The sequence below is a fragment of the Streptomyces sp. SID8374 genome, from assembly GCF_009865135.1.
GTDB lineage: Bacteria > Actinomycetota > Actinomycetes > Streptomycetales > Streptomycetaceae > Streptomyces.
Genome location: NZ_WWGH01000001.1, coordinates 105,083 through 121,043 on the forward strand (window position 1 = coordinate 105,083; position 15,961 = coordinate 121,043).

Below are 15,961 nucleotides of genomic sequence, written 5' to 3' on the forward strand. Positions count from 1 at the left end.
ACCCCCCATGGCCTCCGGAGTTCACCCGAGGAGCCTTCCTTGAGCACCGACGCACGATGGCGCAGAGCCAGATCGACCCGGAGCACCAGCCCGAACAAGCGGTCCAAAGCCCTCGCAGGCGCCACCGCACTGCTCCTCCCGCTGGCCGCCATGGTCGGCCTGGCCAGCCCCGCCGAGGCCGCGGCCTCGGCCACCGCCACCTACGCCAAGGCCTCCGACTGGGGCTCCGGCTTCGAGGGCAGGTGGACGGTGAAGAACACCGGCACCACCACGCTCACCTCCTGGACCGTCGAGTGGGACTTCCCCGCGAACACCAAGGTCACCTCGGCCTGGGACGCGACCGTCACCAACTCCGCCAACCACTGGACGGCGAAGAACCTCGGCTGGAACGGCACCCTGGCCCCCGGCGCATCCGCCTCCTTCGGCTTCAACGGCTCCGGCTCCGGCGCGCCCACCGGCTGCAAGCTCAACGGCAACCCCTGCGACGGCGGCTCCACCAACCCCGGTGACAACGCCCCCTCCGCCCCCGGCAAGCCCACCGCGAGCGACATCACCAACACCTCGGTGAAGCTCACCTGGGCGCCCGCCACGGACGACAAGGGCATCAAGAACTACGACGTCAAGCGCGACGGCGCCACCGTCGCCACGGTCACCGGCACCACCTGGACCAACACCGGTCTGACCGCAGGCACCGACTACAGCTACACCGTGGTCGCCCGCGACACCGCCGACCAGACCGGCCCGGCCTCCCCCGCCACGGCGGTCCGCACCACCGGCGGCGGTGGCGGCGAGAACCCCGGCGGCAGCGGCAAGATCAACCTGGGGTACTTCACCAACTGGGGCTCCTACACGGTGAAGGACCTGGTCTCCTCCGGCTCCGCCTCCAAGATCACGCACATCAACTACGCCTTCGGCAACGTGCAGAACGGCAAGTGCACGATCGGCGACGCGTACGAGGACTACGAGAAGTCCTACACGGCCGCCAACTCGGTCGACGGCAAGGCCGACACCTGGGACCAGCCGCTGCGCGGCCACTTCAACCAGCTGCGCAAGCTGAAGGCGCAGTACCCGCACATCAAGGTGCTGTGGTCCTTCGGCGGCTGGACCTGGTCCGGCGGCTTCGGCCAGGCCGTCCAGAACCCGACCGCGTTCGCCCAGTCCTGCTACGACCTGGTCGAGGACCCGCGCTGGGCCGATGTCTTCGACGGCATCGACCTGGACTGGGAGTACCCCAACGCCTGCGGTCTGACCTGTGACAGCAGCGGCCCGGCGTCGATCAAGAACATGATGCAGGCCATGCGCGCCAAGTTCGGCCCGAACAACCTGCTCACCGCGGCCATCACCGCCGACGGCTCCAACGGCGGCAAGCTGGACGCGGCCGACTACGGCGGCGCCGCGCAGTACATCAACTGGTACGACGTGATGACGTACGACTACTTCGGCAGCTGGGCCGCGCAGGGTCCGACGGCCCCGCACTCCCCGCTGACCTCGTACCCCGGCATCCCCGCCCAGGGCTTCAACTCGGCGGACGCGATCGCCAAGCTGAAGGCCAAGGGCGTCCCGGCCTCCAAGCTGCTGCTCGGCATCGGGTTCTACGGCCGCGGCTGGACCGGCGTCACCCAGTCCGCCCCCGGCGGCAGCGCCTCCGGCCCGGCGGCCGGTGTGGAGCCGGGCAACCAGTACTACAAGGTCCTGAAGACCACCTGCCCGGCCACCGGCACCATCGCGGGCACGGCGTACGCCCACTGCGGCAACGACTGGTGGAGCTATGACACCCCCGCGACCGTCGGCACCAAGATGACCTGGGCCAAGAGCCAGGGTCTGGGCGGCGCGTTCTTCTGGGAGTTCAACGGCGACACCGCCAACGGCGAACTCGTGAGCGCGATCAGCAACGGTCTGAAGTAGACACCGGTACGGCACAGGAAGCCCGCCCTCCCCGAGCCAAGGGGAGGGCGGGCTTCTTCTCGGCTGCCGGGCGGCCGGTCAGGCGCGCCCCGCCCTGTTCCGGCAGGCGTCGTGGGCCGCAAGTGCGACGAACCCCGTGACGAAGGCGACCGGGCCGCCGTAGAGCAGAAGAGGGCCTACGTCGGAGATGAAGTCGCCGATGGCGAGAACCGCGACGACGTCGATGTAGCAGAACAGGAGCAGCACCCCCGCGCCGAGCCTCATCATCAGCTCTCCCCCTTCGGCGACCGCTCCTTCGTCCACGGTATGCCCGGCCCGTTCCGGTCCGACACCGCCGGGGGCGCGACCGGTCAGGCCAGCCGGTCCCGCAGCTCCCGCTTGAGAATCTTCCCGCTGGCGTTGCGCGGGAGCTGGTCCACGAAGACGACCCGCTTGGGCGCCTTGAAGTGGGCGAGCCGTTCGCGGGCGTGGTCGATGAGTTCGGTGTCGCTCGCCTCGCCTCGCAGGACGACGACGGCGGTGACGGCCTCGATCCAGCGCTCGTCGGGCAGGCCGATGACCGCTGTCTCGGCGACGGCGGGGTGGGTGTAGAGGGCGTCCTCCACCTGGCGGGAGGCGACCAGGACACCGCCGGAGTTGATGACGTCCTTCACCCGGTCGACGACGGTGAAGTAGCCCTCGGCGTCGCGGACCGCGAGGTCGCCGGAGCGGAACCAGCCGTCGCGGAAGGCGTCCGCCGTCTCCTCGGGCTTGTCCCAGTAACCGGTGCAGAGTTGGGGCGAGCGGTAGACCACCTCGCCCGGGGTGCCGTCCGGGACCTCGCGCCCCTCCTCGTCGACGACGCGGGCCTCCACGAAGAGGACGGGCCGGCCGCAGGACTCCATCCGGCCCTCGTGCTCGTCCGGGCCGAGGACGGTGGCGAGGGGGCCGATCTCGCTCTGGCCGAAGCAGTTGTAGAACGCCAGGTTCGGCAGGCGGGCGCGCAGCCGTTCCAGGACGGGTACGGGCATGATCGACGCCCCGTAGTACGCCTTGCGGAGGGCGGAGAGGTCGCGGGTGGCGAAGTCCGGGTGGTTGGAGAGGCCGATCCAGACCGTGGGCGGGGCGAACAGGCTGTCGGCCAGGCCCGCTTCGACCAGGTCGAAGATCCGGCCCGCGTCGGGGGCGTCCAGGATGGTGTTCTCCGCCCCGACCGCCAGATACGGCAGCAGGAACACATGCATCTGGGCGGAGTGGTAGAGCGGCAGCGAGTGCACGGGCCGGTCACCGGCCGCCAGGCCGAGGGCGGTGATCGCGCTGACGTACTCGTGGACCAGGGCCCCGTGCGTCATCATCGCGCCCTTGGGGAGGGCGGTGGTCCCGGAGGTGTAGAGCAGCTGCACCAGGTCGCCGGAGCCGGGGGCGCGCTCCGGGGTGAAGGGGAGCTCGGTGTCCAGGGCGTCGAGGAGTGAGCCGGGCGCGTCGCGCAGGGCGCGCGCGGGAGGGCCCGCGGGGATGCGGTCGGCGAGGTCCGGGTCGGTGAGGACGAGGGCGGAGCCTGACTGGTCCAGCAGGTAGGCCAGGTCGTCGCCGGTGAGGTTCTGGTTGACGGGGACGTGGACGAGCCCGGCCCGGGCGCAGGCGAGGAAGGCGATCAGACAGACATCGGAGTTGTGGGCGTACGAGGCCACCCGGTCGCCGGGGCGCAGCGCGTGTTCGCCGGTCAGGACGGCGGCCGCGGTGGAGACCGCCGCGTCGAGTGCCCCGTAGGTCCAGGCCCGCCCGCCGTACCGCACGGCGGTCCGTTCCGGGGTGCGGCGGGCGCTGCGGGTGAGGACGCCGTCGACTGTGCTGCTGCGTACACCGGTCATGACGTGATCCTGTGCGGCCTCTCCCGGCGGGTCAAGGGGCCGGTGAGGAGTGTTAAGGAAGGCCCGGCCCTGGCCGTCCACAACAACTACCTCTACTGCGTGCACCGCGGCGCCGGCAACGACCGGAACCCGTGGCGTAACCGCTTCAACGGCACCAACTGGCGCAACGGTGTCCGGCTACCCGGACACGTCGGCAGGCTTGGTGTCACTCCCGAGGCCGTTGCCGGTCACCGCGGCCGGGTAGCCGGGCGGTCAGCCCGCCACGGCTTCACTCGGGGCGGTGCGCGGGCCGCGTCGACGACGTCGTCCGATGTGCGCGGGTCTCCACCAGTTGACGGGACCGAGAAGTGTCATGACTGCCGGAACGAGGATTCCACGGACCAGGATCGCATCGAGGGCCGCCGCAGAGGCGATGCCTACACCCATGAGTTTGAGGATGGTCACGTGGGAGGTCGCGATGGCGGCGGTGGAGATGGCGAGGGCCGCTGCCGCCGAGGTCATCAGCCGGCCGGTGCGGGAGATGCCCGTGACGACGGCCGTACGGTTGTCCAGGCCGCGGTCGAACTCCTCCCTGATCCTGCCGAGGAGGAAGACTTCGTAGTCGAGGGACAGGCCGAACACCACGGCCAGGGTGAACAGCAGCAGACTCGCGTCGAGGGAACCGGTGACCGTGAACCCGCCCAGCACGTCCGCCCCGTGTCCGGACTGGAAGATCCACACAATCCATCCGAGGCCCGCGGCCAAGCTGATGACTGCCACCGCGAGCGCCTTCAGCGGTGCCACGGCACTGCGGGTGAACACGGTGAGCGCCGTCAGCAGGAACACGCACATCGCCACCGCCACCCACGGCAGCGCGCCGCGCACCGCGTCCGTGGTGTCGGTGATCTGCCCGGCCCGACCACCTACCAGGACCGGGCCGGGCGCGGGAGTCTTCCGCAACGCATCGACCAGGCTCGCGCCCTGAGGTGTGTCGGGTCCCACCGTTGCCGCGACCAGCACCACCGCCGGGCGCCGCTCCGGCTGCGCCTGTCCGGGCCCGCCCGCCGCAGCGGCCGGCACCACGCGCACCGCCCCCACGTGCGGCAGCCGGGCCACGGCGGCCGTGTAGTTCGCGAGGGTCGCGTCCGGCCGTTCCAGGACCACCACCTGGACTCGCTCCGGAACCACCTCGAAGCGGCCGCGCACGTCCGCGGCCGCGGCGGCGGACGAGGCCGTCGGTGCCAGCGTCCGCTCGTCGATCGCGCCCAACCGCAGACCCGTTGCCGGCCAAGCCATCACGACCAGCACCGCCAGCGCTCCTACGGCCGCCGCCGCGGGCCGGGCGGTGACACGGCGGGCGAGCTCGCGCCAGAACCCGCTCGGCCCCCCGATGGAATCCCGGCGCAGCCGGCGCAGCGGGTCGGCGCCATCGACGCGATCACCCAGCAGCGTCAACGCGGCCGGCAGCACCGTCAACGCGGCCAGCGCCGCCAGCAGCGTCACCGCCACACCCGCAAGAGCCAGCGCACGCAGCAGCGGAACAGGGATGGCGGCCACCGCTACCAGGCATGAAGAGATCACTACGGCGGAACAGAGCACACAGCGCCCCGATGTATCAAGAGCTACTTCCAGTGCTCGGGCGCGCGGCATCCCCTTCGCGTGCTCCTCGCGGTAGCGGGCGAGGACGAACACGGTGAAGTCGATCGACAGACCGAAGCCGATGGCCGCGGCCGCGTTGACCGCGAACGCGGACACATCGGTCACGTGGGCCAGCAGGCCCAGCAACGGAGCACAGCAGATGACGGCCGGCACCGCGACCACGAGCGGCAGCGCGGCCGCAGCCCAGGAACCGTAGGTCAGCAACAGGAGAAGCACGACGAGCGGTGCGGCCCAGAGTTCGGCCCTCAGCAGATCGGCCCCGCCCTGCCGGTCGATCTCGGCCGTCGCCCACGAGGCCCCGCTGGCATCCACCCGCATCCCCGGCACGGCCGCCCGCGCCTTGGGCACCAGACGCGATGCCGCTTCCTTGCGGTCGCCGTCGCTGCCCGACAGCGAGACCGTCACCAAACCGGTGCGCCCGTCACGGGAGCTCAGCCACGGGTCCCCCGTGGCAGCCGACCGCACCGTACGCACAGCCGGCTCTCCCGCCAGCACACGGGCGACAACACCGGCACCCGCTGCGACCGACGGCCGCCCGCCCCCGTCGCGGGCCGTCAGCGCGAGCACGAGATCCGGGGTGCCGACGCCCAGCAGCTCCGCCTGTTCCTGAGCCCTGGCCGACTCGGTGCCGGTGGCGATGGTCCCCCCAGCACCGAAGGCGCCGGACACCGCGGGAAGACTCAGGAGGGCCACGGCCAGCGCGACCGCCGCGCCTGCCACCACCCCCCGGGCCCGGGACGCCGACCACGCCCGCCTCCCTTTCCCGTTCTCGCTGCGTACTGGCATGACCGCACTAACGAGCAACCCGCACAACAGTGATGTCGCCACTGGCCGGAAGACTGCCGAGCAGCCGAACCGAGCCGGTTCTCCCGGCCGGCTCCGGGCGCGTCAAGGGTGCCTTCAGTGGTGAAGGGTGAGGTTTTCGTCGCGGGCGTCGGGCAGTTCGGCCGGCCTGGCGGCGGGCGCGGCGTCCAGGACGGTGCGGCGCCGCCGGCACAGGCGTTCCAGAGCTTGTGTCCCTGGTTCCGCGCCGCGGAGCAGGGAGGGTCCGGAGCCGACGAAGCGCGAGCAGACGCCCACGTGGGCCTGGTGAACGTCCGTCAGGACCTCGACCAGGCGCCGGTGCGGCCGAACCCCACTCGCGCAGGCTCCGCACGAGGACGCGGTGATCGGACGACCACAGGCCGGAGAACCCTGTCCGGGGAACGTGCGGTGGGGTCATCGAAGGCCGGACGGTGTCGTGGTAGTCCTGCACGTCGAAGGAGGCGGTGACGCGCAGGGCGGAGGCGCTGGCGCGCAGGAAGTGAGCCGCGCTGTCGAGGCCAGCGGCGGAACCTGTGGCCGACGGAGCGCGAAGGGCGTGCCGCACGGCGACGACGGTCGCCTGGGTGAGGGCGAAGAAGAGCCGGTGCCCCTGGATCCAGCGTTGGTGCACCGTGGCCTGCGTACGGGATCCGGAAAGGCTGGTTCGCGAGGTCAGCCCGGCCGCGTGCGCGGCAAGTTCGAGGTCGGGCTCCGCCAAGGATCCGTCCGGGTGCCGGGAGAAGGCCCGCACTGCGGCGAGGGTGTCGTCGAGGGCGTCGATCAACAGGGACGCGGGGGCGCAGGCGCAACGTGAGACCGCGAAGTAGTCGTCGAACACGGCTTCGCGGGGATCACGTTCGGGAATGTGACGGTGGTCGGGCGGTGTGTGGTGACGGTCGCGCCGGTTCGCGGCCTCGCGCAGGGTCGCCAGGCTGTGGGGCAGGTGCTGCGGCGGAGCGAGCCACAGCACGGATTCGCTTGTCATCTGGGCCATTTCACTAGTTTTAATGCGGTACGTTACCTGGCATGTCGGTGACTCTTGGTGATGATTCGTTCCGCAGTGCAATCGGTGAGGTCGCAGCGATCCTCGAGGACTACTGGGAGGACCTGCGCGAGGAACGTCTGCCGGTGACGCCGGACCTTCGCCCCGGTGACGTACGGGCGATGCTGCCCGACCGCGTACCGGTGCACGGCGAGCCGATCCGTGACGTGCTGGCCGATGTACGGCGTGTGGTGATGCCCGGTCTCGTGCACTGGCAGCACCCGTCGTTCCTCGGCTACTACCCCACCCAGACCAGTCCGGCGTCAGTGGTCGGCGAGCTGTTGGCCTCCGGTCTGGCGGTCCAGCACATGATGTGGTCCACCGGCCCGGCCGCCACCGAACTCGAGGAAGCGGTACTGGACCAACTCGCGGTCGCGCTGGGCCTGCCGGAGCGATTCCTCAGCGGCGGGAACGGCGGCGGGGTCCTGCAGGACTCCGCGTCATCGGCGGTCCTGGTGGCTGTGGTCGCCGCCCTGTACCGGGCCTCGGGCGGGCGCTGGCGCGAGCACGGCGCCGAGGGGCGCTACCGTCTGTACTGCACCGACCAGGCGAACTCCTGTGTCCCCAAGGCCTCGCGCATCGCCGGCCTGGGAGAACCGGTGCTGATCGCTACCACGGCCGGCACCTGCGAGATGGACCCCCGCGCCCTGCGCGAGCGACTGGCAGCCGATCGCGCCGCCGGCGTCGTACCCGCGATCGTGGTCGCCTCCGTCGGCACCACGGGCACCTGCGCCATCGACCCGGTCGCCGCCGTCGCCGCCGTGTGCCGCGAGTTCGCGGCCTGGCTGCACGTGGACGCCGCCTACGCCGGGTCGGCGGCTGTTTGCCCGGAGAACCGCTGGATCAACGAGGGCGTCGAGCACGCCGACTCCTACGCCGTGAACTGCCACAAGTGGCTGCTCACAGGACCGCCCTGCGACGCCATGTGGGTGGCCGACCGGCACAGCCTGACCGCCGCCATGGACATCCGCCCGGCCTTCCTCCGCAACCAGGCCAGCGACTCGGGCGATGTCACCGACTTCCGGGACTGGCAGGTGCCGCTGATGCACCCCTTCCGCGCCTTGAAGCTGTGGTTCGTGCTGCGCACCCACGGCGTCGAGGGCCTGCGCGCGCACATCCGCGAACAGCTTTCCCACGCCGCGCTCTTCGCCGACCTGGTCCGGGAGAGCCCCGGCTTCGAACTCGTCTCGCACTCACTCGGGCTGGTGTGCTTCCGTCTCTCCGGCGACAACTCCCGCACCGAGCGCCTGCGTACGGATCTCGACGCCACCCATCAGATCCTGGTGACGCCCACCACCGTCGACGGCCGCTACATCCTGCGTGCGGCCCTGGGCTCGCGCCTGGCGTCCCGGACGTCCGTGCGCAAGGCCTGGGCGCTGGTCCGCGAGGTCGCCGCCTCGATCCCCGACGACCGGCCCACGTCATCCGAAACCTCGGCGACACCCTCGGTAGGCGCCCGGTAACCAGGAGACGTGCCCGTACAGCGCCACATGGGCACAGGCCCATGATCCACACTCTCGCCACACGAACGGCATTCAGCGGAGAACAACGTGCACGAACATGACGCAGCGACCGCGGCGGGCGAACGCTGGTTCGACTACGCGGCCGCGCACCCGCATTCGAGCTTGGAGATCGGCGGAGCGGCCGTGGTCGCCGGCCCCACACCTTCGACCGCCGAGTTGCACGCGTTGATCGACTTGATCCGGGCGGCCCACCCGCCGCTGCGCGACCGGGCCCGCGTACGGGGCGCGAGCGCGGGAGGCCCGGCCGAGCCCGCCGAGCACCTCCAGGAGGTCGTACTGCCCGCGCGCGGCGGTGACGTCGCGCTGCACGCGGCGATCGAGCGCGTGAGCGCCCAGCCGCTGACGGACGTCTCCTGGGGCATGACCCTGCTCCACGGTCACCGCGACAACGAGTTCGCTCTGCTCCTTCGCGCCCACCACGGCCTGCTGGACGGCATGTCCCTCATCGGGATCACGCTCGCCGCGGTTCGGGAAGCCGGCCTTCCGCAGCGCCGCGCGGCTCCCGCGCCCCCACCCTCCTGGACGACCGCACGCGTGCGCGCCCTGGTACGCGCGGTCGCCGGCCTCGCGCTGCCCGCGCGCGCCATCAGCCTCGGCCCCACACGCGGCCAGGCCCCGACCGGCCCGCCCAAGCGCCTGTGGGCTCCTACCTCGCTGCCTCGTATGAAGGCCATCGCGCTGGCGGCCGGCACCAGTCTCAACGACGTCTACCTGGCCGCCCTCGCCGGCGCCCTGCGCCCCGGCCTGCCCGACCGTGCCGCAGGTACCGTACGGGCGATGGTCCCGCTCAATACCCGGCGCGGCAGCACGAGAGCCGCGTTGGGCAACTTCCACCGCGGCGTCCCCGTCGCCCTGCCCTGCCACCTGCACTCGGCTGCCGAGCGGCTGACCGCCACACACCTGGCCACCGCGAACATCCGGACCGGCCGCCGCGACCCCGACGCGGACGTCCTGTTCGAGACCCTGCCCACGCGCTGGCACGGCAGGGCCCTGGCGTGGGCCCTGCAACCGCGGCGCACCACACTGGTGGCCACCCATGTCCCCGGCCCCGCACGTCCCCTCGAACTCGACGGCCACAGCATCGACACCTTGCTGCCGCTGATGTTCCTGCCCGCAGGACACCATCTGTCGGTCTGCCTGGGCGAATACGCCGGAACCGCGCACCTGGCCGTCGTCGCCGATCCCAGCCTGCCCGGCATCGACGAACTCCCCACCCGCTGGCTCGCGGAACTCGACGCGTTCGAAGCCGCCTTCACGCCACCCCGGCAACCTCCGGTTGCCGACGCCCGGTCTGCGCGGTGACGGCCGTCCGTACCCGGAACGGCTACGCGTGACGAGCCGCGTGCCTCACCGGTGACGACAGCACTCAGTTGGGGTTCAGGTGTCCCCAGGTGTACACGGGGTCGGTTTCGTCGCGTCGCGATGCGACCCAGTCGGGGGCCAGGCCGTCGACGATGCTGACGACGCGCGACTCGTCGAACACGACGACCCGGTCGGCGATGCCCCAGGAACCGTCGCGCCGCTCGAACCGGTCGACGTACCGGCAGCGGATGATCGCCAGGTCCTGCTGCCCGCCGGGCTCGGCGGGTTTCTGCCGCAGGAAACACAGGCAGTACGACTCGACATCGGCACGGTCCTCCTCCGTGAACTCCACGAGCACGTTGGAGATGAAGTGCTGGGAGGAGTCGATGGTGCGGTGGCGGGCCCGAATGTCCTCGACGAGCCCTGCGGCGTCGCCCCTGTACCCGCCGTGGACGTCGACCGCGTCGTCGAAGTAGCAGGCGGCGATGGCCGCGTAGTCCAGTCGGTCCACCGCCCTGGCGTACCGGAACAGGACGTCCTGGATCTCGAAACGGTCGTCGGCGCGGCTCATGCGGAGTCCTCCTTGATGCGTGATGTCGACGCAGCGGCGCGGGCGGCCGCCTCGCGGCCGGCGACCCGGCCGAGTACCAGCGCGTGGGCGACGGAGTTGCCGCCGCCGACGTAGCGTTCGCCGAGGATTCCACCGGCCGCTTCGCCGGCCGCGTAGAGTCCCGGCAGGGCCCGGCCGTCGGTGCCCAGCACCCGTGTGCGGGCGTCCACCTCGAGGCCGGTGTGGGTGCAGACCAGTTCGGCGGGGAGCATCCGCACCGCGAAGAAGGGCCCGGTCGCGATCGGCGCGAGGTGCGGGTCGGCGCCCTTGGCCGCGAGTGACTCGTGGCGCAGGAAGTCCTCGTCGGTGCCCTCGGCGAACAGTCCGTTGAAGCGGGCGACGCTTGCGGAAAGGTGGCTCGGGGGCACGTCCATCAGGCTCGCGAGTTCTTCCAGGGTGTCGGCGCGCAGCACGACGCCCTTGGCCACCTCTTCCAGGATCCGGGCGGCGTCCCAGTCGGCGTAGCCGGGGGGCAACGATCTGCGGGCGTCGTCGTCGAACACGGACCAGACCCAGCCGCCGTGGTCCTTGAGGATGCCGGGGCTGACGGCGTACGGGGCGTCCTCGTCCATGCAGCGTCGGCCGTCGAGGCCGACATGGATGCGCGAGGCCGGGGGGAATCCGCTCTGCCAGTGGTGGAAACGCTGGAACTCCGCGGTCACCAGGAGCAGGCCCCAGCCCTGGCCGAACAGCGCGAGGCCGTGGCGCTCGGCGATGCCGACGTGATCGCCCCGCGAGCCGGGTGCGGCCACCACGAACAGGGCGTCGCCGGCGATCTCGGCATCGGGAAGGAAGCGGCGGACCAGTTCCGCGTCGGCCGCGAGGCCGCCGCTGGCCATGACGACGGCCGGCGCGGTGGCCTCCTCGCCTTCCAGGACGACGCCGCGGACGGCGCCGTCCCGGACCACCAGGTCCTCCACCCGACTGCCGAGGGCCAGGTCCACAGCGAGCCGTGCGCGGGCCCTGTCGAGCACCTGCACCAATCCGTAACCCTGGTCCTTGGGAACGTGGCCTCGCCAGACGTCCTCCACCCCGGCGCGGGTGAGCCCCGGCTCATGGGCACTGCGCGAGACCTGCGCGGGTATCTCGACGCCCAGTTCGAGCAGCCACTCGACGAGGTGGCTGGATTCCTCGCAGAACATCCTGACCGGGCCCGGCCGGACCCGCCAGCCGTTCAGGTCCATGTAGTGCTGGAACATGCGCCGCGGCGAGTCCTTGACTCCGAGGCTCTCCTGGACGCTGGTGGCCGAGGCGGTCAGCAGGCCGGCGGAGAGCTGCGTGGATCCGCCGATCTCGTCCTCGGCCTCCAGCAGCAGCACGCGCGCGCCGGCCTGGGCGGCGGAGACGGAAGCCGCCAGGCCGGCGCCACCGGCGCCGACCACGATGACGTCGTAGTCGTATTCCGTTTCCATGCTGTCGGGCTCAGACATGCTGCGAACCGCCGTCCACCGGAATGCTGATGCCGGTGATGTACCGGGCGCTGTCCGAGAGCAGGAAGTACAGGGCGGCAAAGACCTCCATGGGCGCACCGATCCGGCGCAAGGGGACCGTGGTGAGCGCGCGGTCCATCGCCGCCCGGTCCTCATGGATCCAGCGGGTCATCTCGGTGTCGATGTAGCCGGGGGCGATGGAGTTCACGCGGATGTTGTCGGGGCCGAGCTCGACGGCCATGCACGTGGTGAGGTGCCGAACGGCCGCCTTCGAGGAGTTGTACGACGCGCGGGTCGGCCGCGCGCGGACGGCGGCGACCGAGGACATGTTGACGATCGCGCCGCCCCCGACGGTCCGGAAGTGGCGGGCGGCTGCCTGCCCGCCGTACACGACACCGTTGACATTCACGCCGTAGGTGAGCGCGAGCTGCTGGGGCGTGATGTCGGTGAACCCGGCCTGCGGAAAGACACCGGCGTTGTTGACCCACAGGTCGAGTCGGCCGAACTCGCGCAGGGCGGCGGCCACCAGCGCGTCGCCGGCGGACGGGTCGGTGACGTCGGCGCCGATGCCGACCACACGACCCGCGCCGCTGGTGCCGGCGAGGCGGGTGTTGATCTTCTCGGCGACGGAGGCCATCTCCTCCTGGTCGAGGTCGCCGCCGACGCCGTTGACACCTCGGCGTGCCAGTTCCTCCAGGAAGAGGGCGCCCATGCCTCGGCCGGCGCCGGTCACGACGACGGTGCGGCCGACCAGTTCGGGGTTGATGGCGGGGAGGGCGTCGTAGTTGACACGGCCGGGGTTGCCGTCGGGTGCCTGAGCAGTGGTCATGAGTGGTCCTTCGGATCGGTTGGTTGCCTGCGGCCCGGCACCGGCGCACGTCGGGCGACTGCGCGCGTGCCTGAGGCCGGCCTCGACAGGTTGGTCTACGGTTTTTCGGCCAGTCCGGCGAGGATCCGGTGGTAGAGCCCGCCGGATGTCAGTCCGCCGTCGACGACGACTTCCTCGCCCGTGATGTACGTGGCGTCGTCGGACAGCAGAAACGCGACCACCCGCGCGATCTCCTGCGGAGTCGCGAGTCTGCCCGCGGGGACCGAGCGCACGCTCTCGTCCACGAAGGCGGTGTCGGTGGCCTGGTGGAGCAGAGGCGTCGAGGTGAGACCCGGATGCAGCGAGTTCACGCGGATGCCGAGCGCGGCGAGTTCGAGCGCGCCGACTTTCGACAGCCCCCGGACGCCCCACTTGCTGGTGCCGTACGTGGCGGAGAAGTAGCCGACCATGCCGGCGATCGAGGAGACGTTCACGACCGCGGCACCGCCGTCCTCGGCACCTCGCGCGAGTGCGGGGGTGAGTGTCTTCAGGCCGTAGAAGACGCTGGACAGGTTGATGTCCATGACGCGCCGCCACTGTTCGACGGTGGTGTCGGCTATGCCCGCGCGCAGGCTGACACCGGCGTTGTTGACCAGGCCGTGGAGCGGCCCGGCAGCCTCCACCTCGCCCGCCAGCGCGCCCCACGAGTCGGCGTCGGCGACATCGAGGCGGATGGCCTGCCCCGTCCCTCCGGCCTCCGCGAGATCGGGGACGAGCGCTTCGGCGGCGGCCACGTCGATGTCGGCGGCCCAGACGTGCGCCCCCTCGGAGGCCAGCGCCAGACAGTCGGCCCGGCCCAGCCCCCCGGCAGCACCGGTGACCACGACCGAACAGCCTTCGAACCTGCGTCGGCCGGCCTGTGTGCGGCTCACAGTTCCAGCTCCGTCCCGCGCGTCTCCTTGAGGAAGAAGGTGGCGCCGAGGGTCATGAGCGCGGTCGCGATGAGATAGCCCGCCGGCGCCAGGTTGTTGCCGGTGGTGCTGATCAGGAGCGTGGCGATGAACGGCGCCGTGCCTCCCAGCGCCATGTTGGTGACGTTGTTGCTCATCGCGATGCCGCTGTAGCGGTAGCGCGCCCGGAAGATCTCGGCGTAGGCGGCGAAGGAGACACCGTTGACCAGTCCGATGAAGAAGGTCAGCGAACACTGGGCGAGGACCGCGGCCACCGGGCTGCCGTCGCGCATCACCATGAAGGCCGGGAGGGAGATGACCGCCGTGACGCCGCTTCCGAAGAAGAACACGGGCCGGCGTCCGATGCGGTCGCCCACGTATCCGGCGATGGGCAGGCTGATCACCGCGGCGATCATGGCGATACAGGTGGACGTGAACGCGAAGTCGGCCGAGCGCCCTCCTTCGGTCTGCAGGTAGCTGGCGGCGTACACGCCGGCCACGTAGTAGCCGCCGACGATCAGTGCCCCGAGGAAGATGACGAGCACGATCTGGCGCCAGGCGTGCGCGAACACGTCGGCGATGGGGTACTTCGCGACCTCGACCGAGTCGCTCTCCTGGACGGCCTCGAACTGCTCGGTCTCCGGCAGCTGCCTGCGGATGTAGAGGCCGATCAGACCGATCACGACACTGAGGAGGAAGGGAACGCGCCAGGCCCAGTCGTGCAGGGTCTCCGTGCTGACGGCCGAGGTCAGCAGCAGCGCGACCAGCGAGGCGACCAGCGAGCCGAGATAGGTACCGGTGTTGACGAACGAGGTGTGGAACGCCCGTCGGTGTGCCGGGGCGTGTTCGGACACGAACGCGTTCGCGCCGCCGAGTTCACCGCCGGCCGCGAAGCCCTGGAGGCAGCGGCACAACACCAGGAGGCACGTCGCCCAGAGGCCGAGCGTGGTGTACGAGGGGATCAGCCCGATCCCGGTGGTGGCGATGGCCATCAACAGGATGGTCCAGGTGAGCGCCTTCTTGCGGCCGTACTTGTCGCCCACGTGGCCGAAGAGGATGCCTCCGGGCGCCCGGAGGAAAAAGGCGACCGCGAAGGCGGCGAAGGTCGACAGCAGTGCCGTATTCGGGTCGCTCTCGACGAAGAAGTGCACCGAGAGCAGGGTGGCCATGTAGCCGTAGATGCCGAAGTCGTAGTACTCGACGACGGTCCCCAGGATCGCCGCCCGGATGACTTTCAGTGTGGACGCGGGGCTCGCGCCGACCGGAGGAGCGCCTTTTGCCGGTGGGTCCGTCGGTGATGGTTCGGCTGCCAGTTTTGCCATGGATCGGTCCTTAGAAAGCGCGGAAGCTGGAGTTGGAGCCCGGAATGTCACGGGCGGCTGCTGAAGCGCGGAAGCTGTCACGCACCCGGACAGACGTAGGCGGTACGGGCACCGGGCCCTGGCGCCGGGTGTGCTCCCGGGTCGTCGGGCACGAGAGAGGCCGCCGCGCGGGGGCATCGGCCCGGCCGGCTGCGCCGTGGAAGTGCCGTTGCCCGTACGGCCCCGGGTTGAGCGTCAGGCCTGGGCGTCAGGCCTGGGCGTCGAGCGGGGCGCCGTCGCGTCGCACGACACGGGCGGCGACCCGCCAGCCGCTGCCGTCGTGGACGACACGGTCGACAAGCGTGGTGAACCGCTCGGTGTGCGGTGTCCCGCCCCTGGGTGTGGCGACGATCTGCAGATACGCCTCCACCTGTAGCGTTCCGGCTCCGTCGTCGCCGGTCAAGGCCACATTGCTGACCACGTGCCGACGCACCACGCCATCGGCGGCGCAGTCGGCGGCGAACCGTTCCGCGAACGCGGTCAGCGCCGCGGTACCGGTCACCGGTGCCGGATAGGTCGGGGAGGTGAAGCTGCCGTCCGCGGCGAAGGTCGCTGCCCATTCCGCAGCGCGGCCACCGTCGATGAGGTGGCTCTGGAGGTGATACAGGTGGTGGATTTCGGCCAGCCGGTTACCGGTGGCAGGCGCGGGCGCGATGGGATTCATACGGAGATCCGTTCGGCTCGTCCCCTGCTCCGGCAGCCGTCCGAGCCGCTGAAGAGGGGAGCTTGCGACACACC

The 15,961-nt window shown here is 71.0% G+C and carries 12 protein-coding genes; 3 read left to right on the top strand and 9 right to left on the bottom strand.

The genetic code is table 11. The features are described 5' to 3' along the window. The first annotated feature begins 39 nt into the window (after positions 1-39). Positions 40-1,905, top strand: coding sequence for a glycoside hydrolase family 18 chitinase (locus tag GTY67_RS00510; RefSeq protein ID WP_093694419.1), 1,866 nt, complete (start codon positions 40-42; stop codon positions 1,903-1,905). 78 nt (positions 1,906-1,983) lie between these two features. On the opposite strand, the gene GTY67_RS00515 is transcribed toward GTY67_RS00510, so the two are convergent. From GTY67_RS00515 to GTY67_RS00525, 3 genes are all read right to left on the bottom strand, one after another. Continuing rightward, the gene (locus GTY67_RS00515; RefSeq protein ID WP_141712315.1) at positions 1,984-2,208 is read right to left on the bottom strand and encodes a hypothetical protein; all 225 of its coding nucleotides are present in this window, start codon (positions 2,206-2,208) and stop codon (positions 1,984-1,986) included. Between the two features lie 47 nt (positions 2,209-2,255). Beyond that, positions 2,256-3,755 (bottom strand): acyl-CoA synthetase, encoded by a 1,500-nt coding sequence (locus tag GTY67_RS00520; RefSeq protein WP_161277366.1) that lies wholly within the window; start codon positions 3,753-3,755, stop codon positions 2,256-2,258. 252 nt (positions 3,756-4,007) lie between these two features. After that, positions 4,008-6,062 (bottom strand): MMPL family transporter, encoded by a 2,055-nt coding sequence (locus tag GTY67_RS00525; protein ID WP_161213728.1) that lies wholly within the window; start codon positions 6,060-6,062, stop codon positions 4,008-4,010. A gap of 1,161 nt (positions 6,063-7,223) precedes the next feature. Here GTY67_RS00525 and GTY67_RS00530 point away from each other — a divergent pair. Then, positions 7,224-8,702 carry a pyridoxal-dependent decarboxylase gene (locus GTY67_RS00530; protein WP_161277367.1) on the top strand — a complete coding sequence of 493 codons (1,479 nt, stop codon included), beginning with the start codon at positions 7,224-7,226 and terminating at the stop codon, positions 8,700-8,702. A gap of 87 nt (positions 8,703-8,789) precedes the next feature. After that, positions 8,790-10,064, top strand: coding sequence for a WS/DGAT domain-containing protein (locus tag GTY67_RS00535; protein WP_161277368.1), 1,275 nt, complete (start codon positions 8,790-8,792; stop codon positions 10,062-10,064). A 64-nt stretch (positions 10,065-10,128) separates the two neighbouring features. Here GTY67_RS00535 and GTY67_RS00540 read toward each other — a convergent pair whose 3' ends face one another. The 6 genes from GTY67_RS00540 to GTY67_RS00565 all read right to left on the bottom strand — a co-directional run bounded on the left by GTY67_RS00540 (position 10,129) and on the right by GTY67_RS00565 (position 15,887). Next, positions 10,129-10,635 (bottom strand): nuclear transport factor 2 family protein, encoded by a 507-nt coding sequence (locus GTY67_RS00540; protein WP_093694412.1) that lies wholly within the window; start codon positions 10,633-10,635, stop codon positions 10,129-10,131. Continuing rightward, positions 10,632-12,104, bottom strand: coding sequence for an FAD-dependent oxidoreductase (locus GTY67_RS00545; protein ID WP_161277369.1), 1,473 nt, complete (start codon positions 12,102-12,104; stop codon positions 10,632-10,634). Before GTY67_RS00545 ends, GTY67_RS00540 begins: the two co-directional genes overlap by 4 nt. Then, positions 12,097-12,933 carry an SDR family oxidoreductase gene (locus tag GTY67_RS00550; protein ID WP_093694410.1) on the bottom strand — a complete coding sequence of 279 codons (837 nt, stop codon included), beginning with the start codon at positions 12,931-12,933 and terminating at the stop codon, positions 12,097-12,099. Before GTY67_RS00550 ends, GTY67_RS00545 begins: the two co-directional genes overlap by 8 nt. Before the next feature lie 95 nt (positions 12,934-13,028). Next, positions 13,029-13,844 (bottom strand): SDR family NAD(P)-dependent oxidoreductase, encoded by an 816-nt coding sequence (locus GTY67_RS00555; RefSeq protein ID WP_161277371.1) that lies wholly within the window; start codon positions 13,842-13,844, stop codon positions 13,029-13,031. Then, positions 13,841-15,184 carry an MFS transporter gene (locus GTY67_RS00560; RefSeq protein ID WP_161277372.1) on the bottom strand — a complete coding sequence of 448 codons (1,344 nt, stop codon included), beginning with the start codon at positions 15,182-15,184 and terminating at the stop codon, positions 13,841-13,843. The genes GTY67_RS00555 and GTY67_RS00560 overlap by 4 nt, the downstream gene beginning before the upstream one ends. A gap of 247 nt (positions 15,185-15,431) precedes the next feature. Then, a complete protein-coding gene (locus GTY67_RS00565) occupies positions 15,432-15,887 on the bottom strand; it encodes a nuclear transport factor 2 family protein (protein ID WP_161277374.1) in 456 nt (151 codons plus the stop codon). Between the last annotated feature and the right edge of the window lie 74 nt (positions 15,888-15,961).

Excerpts from the sequence above, each read along its gene's own strand:
- GTY67_RS00520 (WP_161277366.1), bottom strand. The coding sequence starts at position 3,755 with ATGACCGGTGTACGCAGCAGCACAGTCGACGGCGTCCTCACCCGCAGC.
- GTY67_RS00530 (WP_161277367.1), top strand. The coding sequence starts at position 7,224 with ATGTCGGTGACTCTTGGTGATGATTCGTTCCGCAGTGCAATCGGTGAG.
- GTY67_RS00540 (WP_093694412.1), bottom strand. The coding sequence starts at position 10,635 with ATGAGCCGCGCCGACGACCGTTTCGAGATCCAGGACGTCCTGTTCCGG.
- GTY67_RS00545 (WP_161277369.1), bottom strand. The coding sequence starts at position 12,104 with ATGTCTGAGCCCGACAGCATGGAAACGGAATACGACTACGACGTCATC.
- GTY67_RS00550 (WP_093694410.1), bottom strand. The coding sequence starts at position 12,933 with ATGACCACTGCTCAGGCACCCGACGGCAACCCCGGCCGTGTCAACTAC.
- GTY67_RS00560 (WP_161277372.1), bottom strand. The coding sequence starts at position 15,184 with ATGGCAAAACTGGCAGCCGAACCATCACCGACGGACCCACCGGCAAAA.
- GTY67_RS00565 (WP_161277374.1), bottom strand. The coding sequence starts at position 15,887 with ATGAATCCCATCGCGCCCGCGCCTGCCACCGGTAACCGGCTGGCCGAA.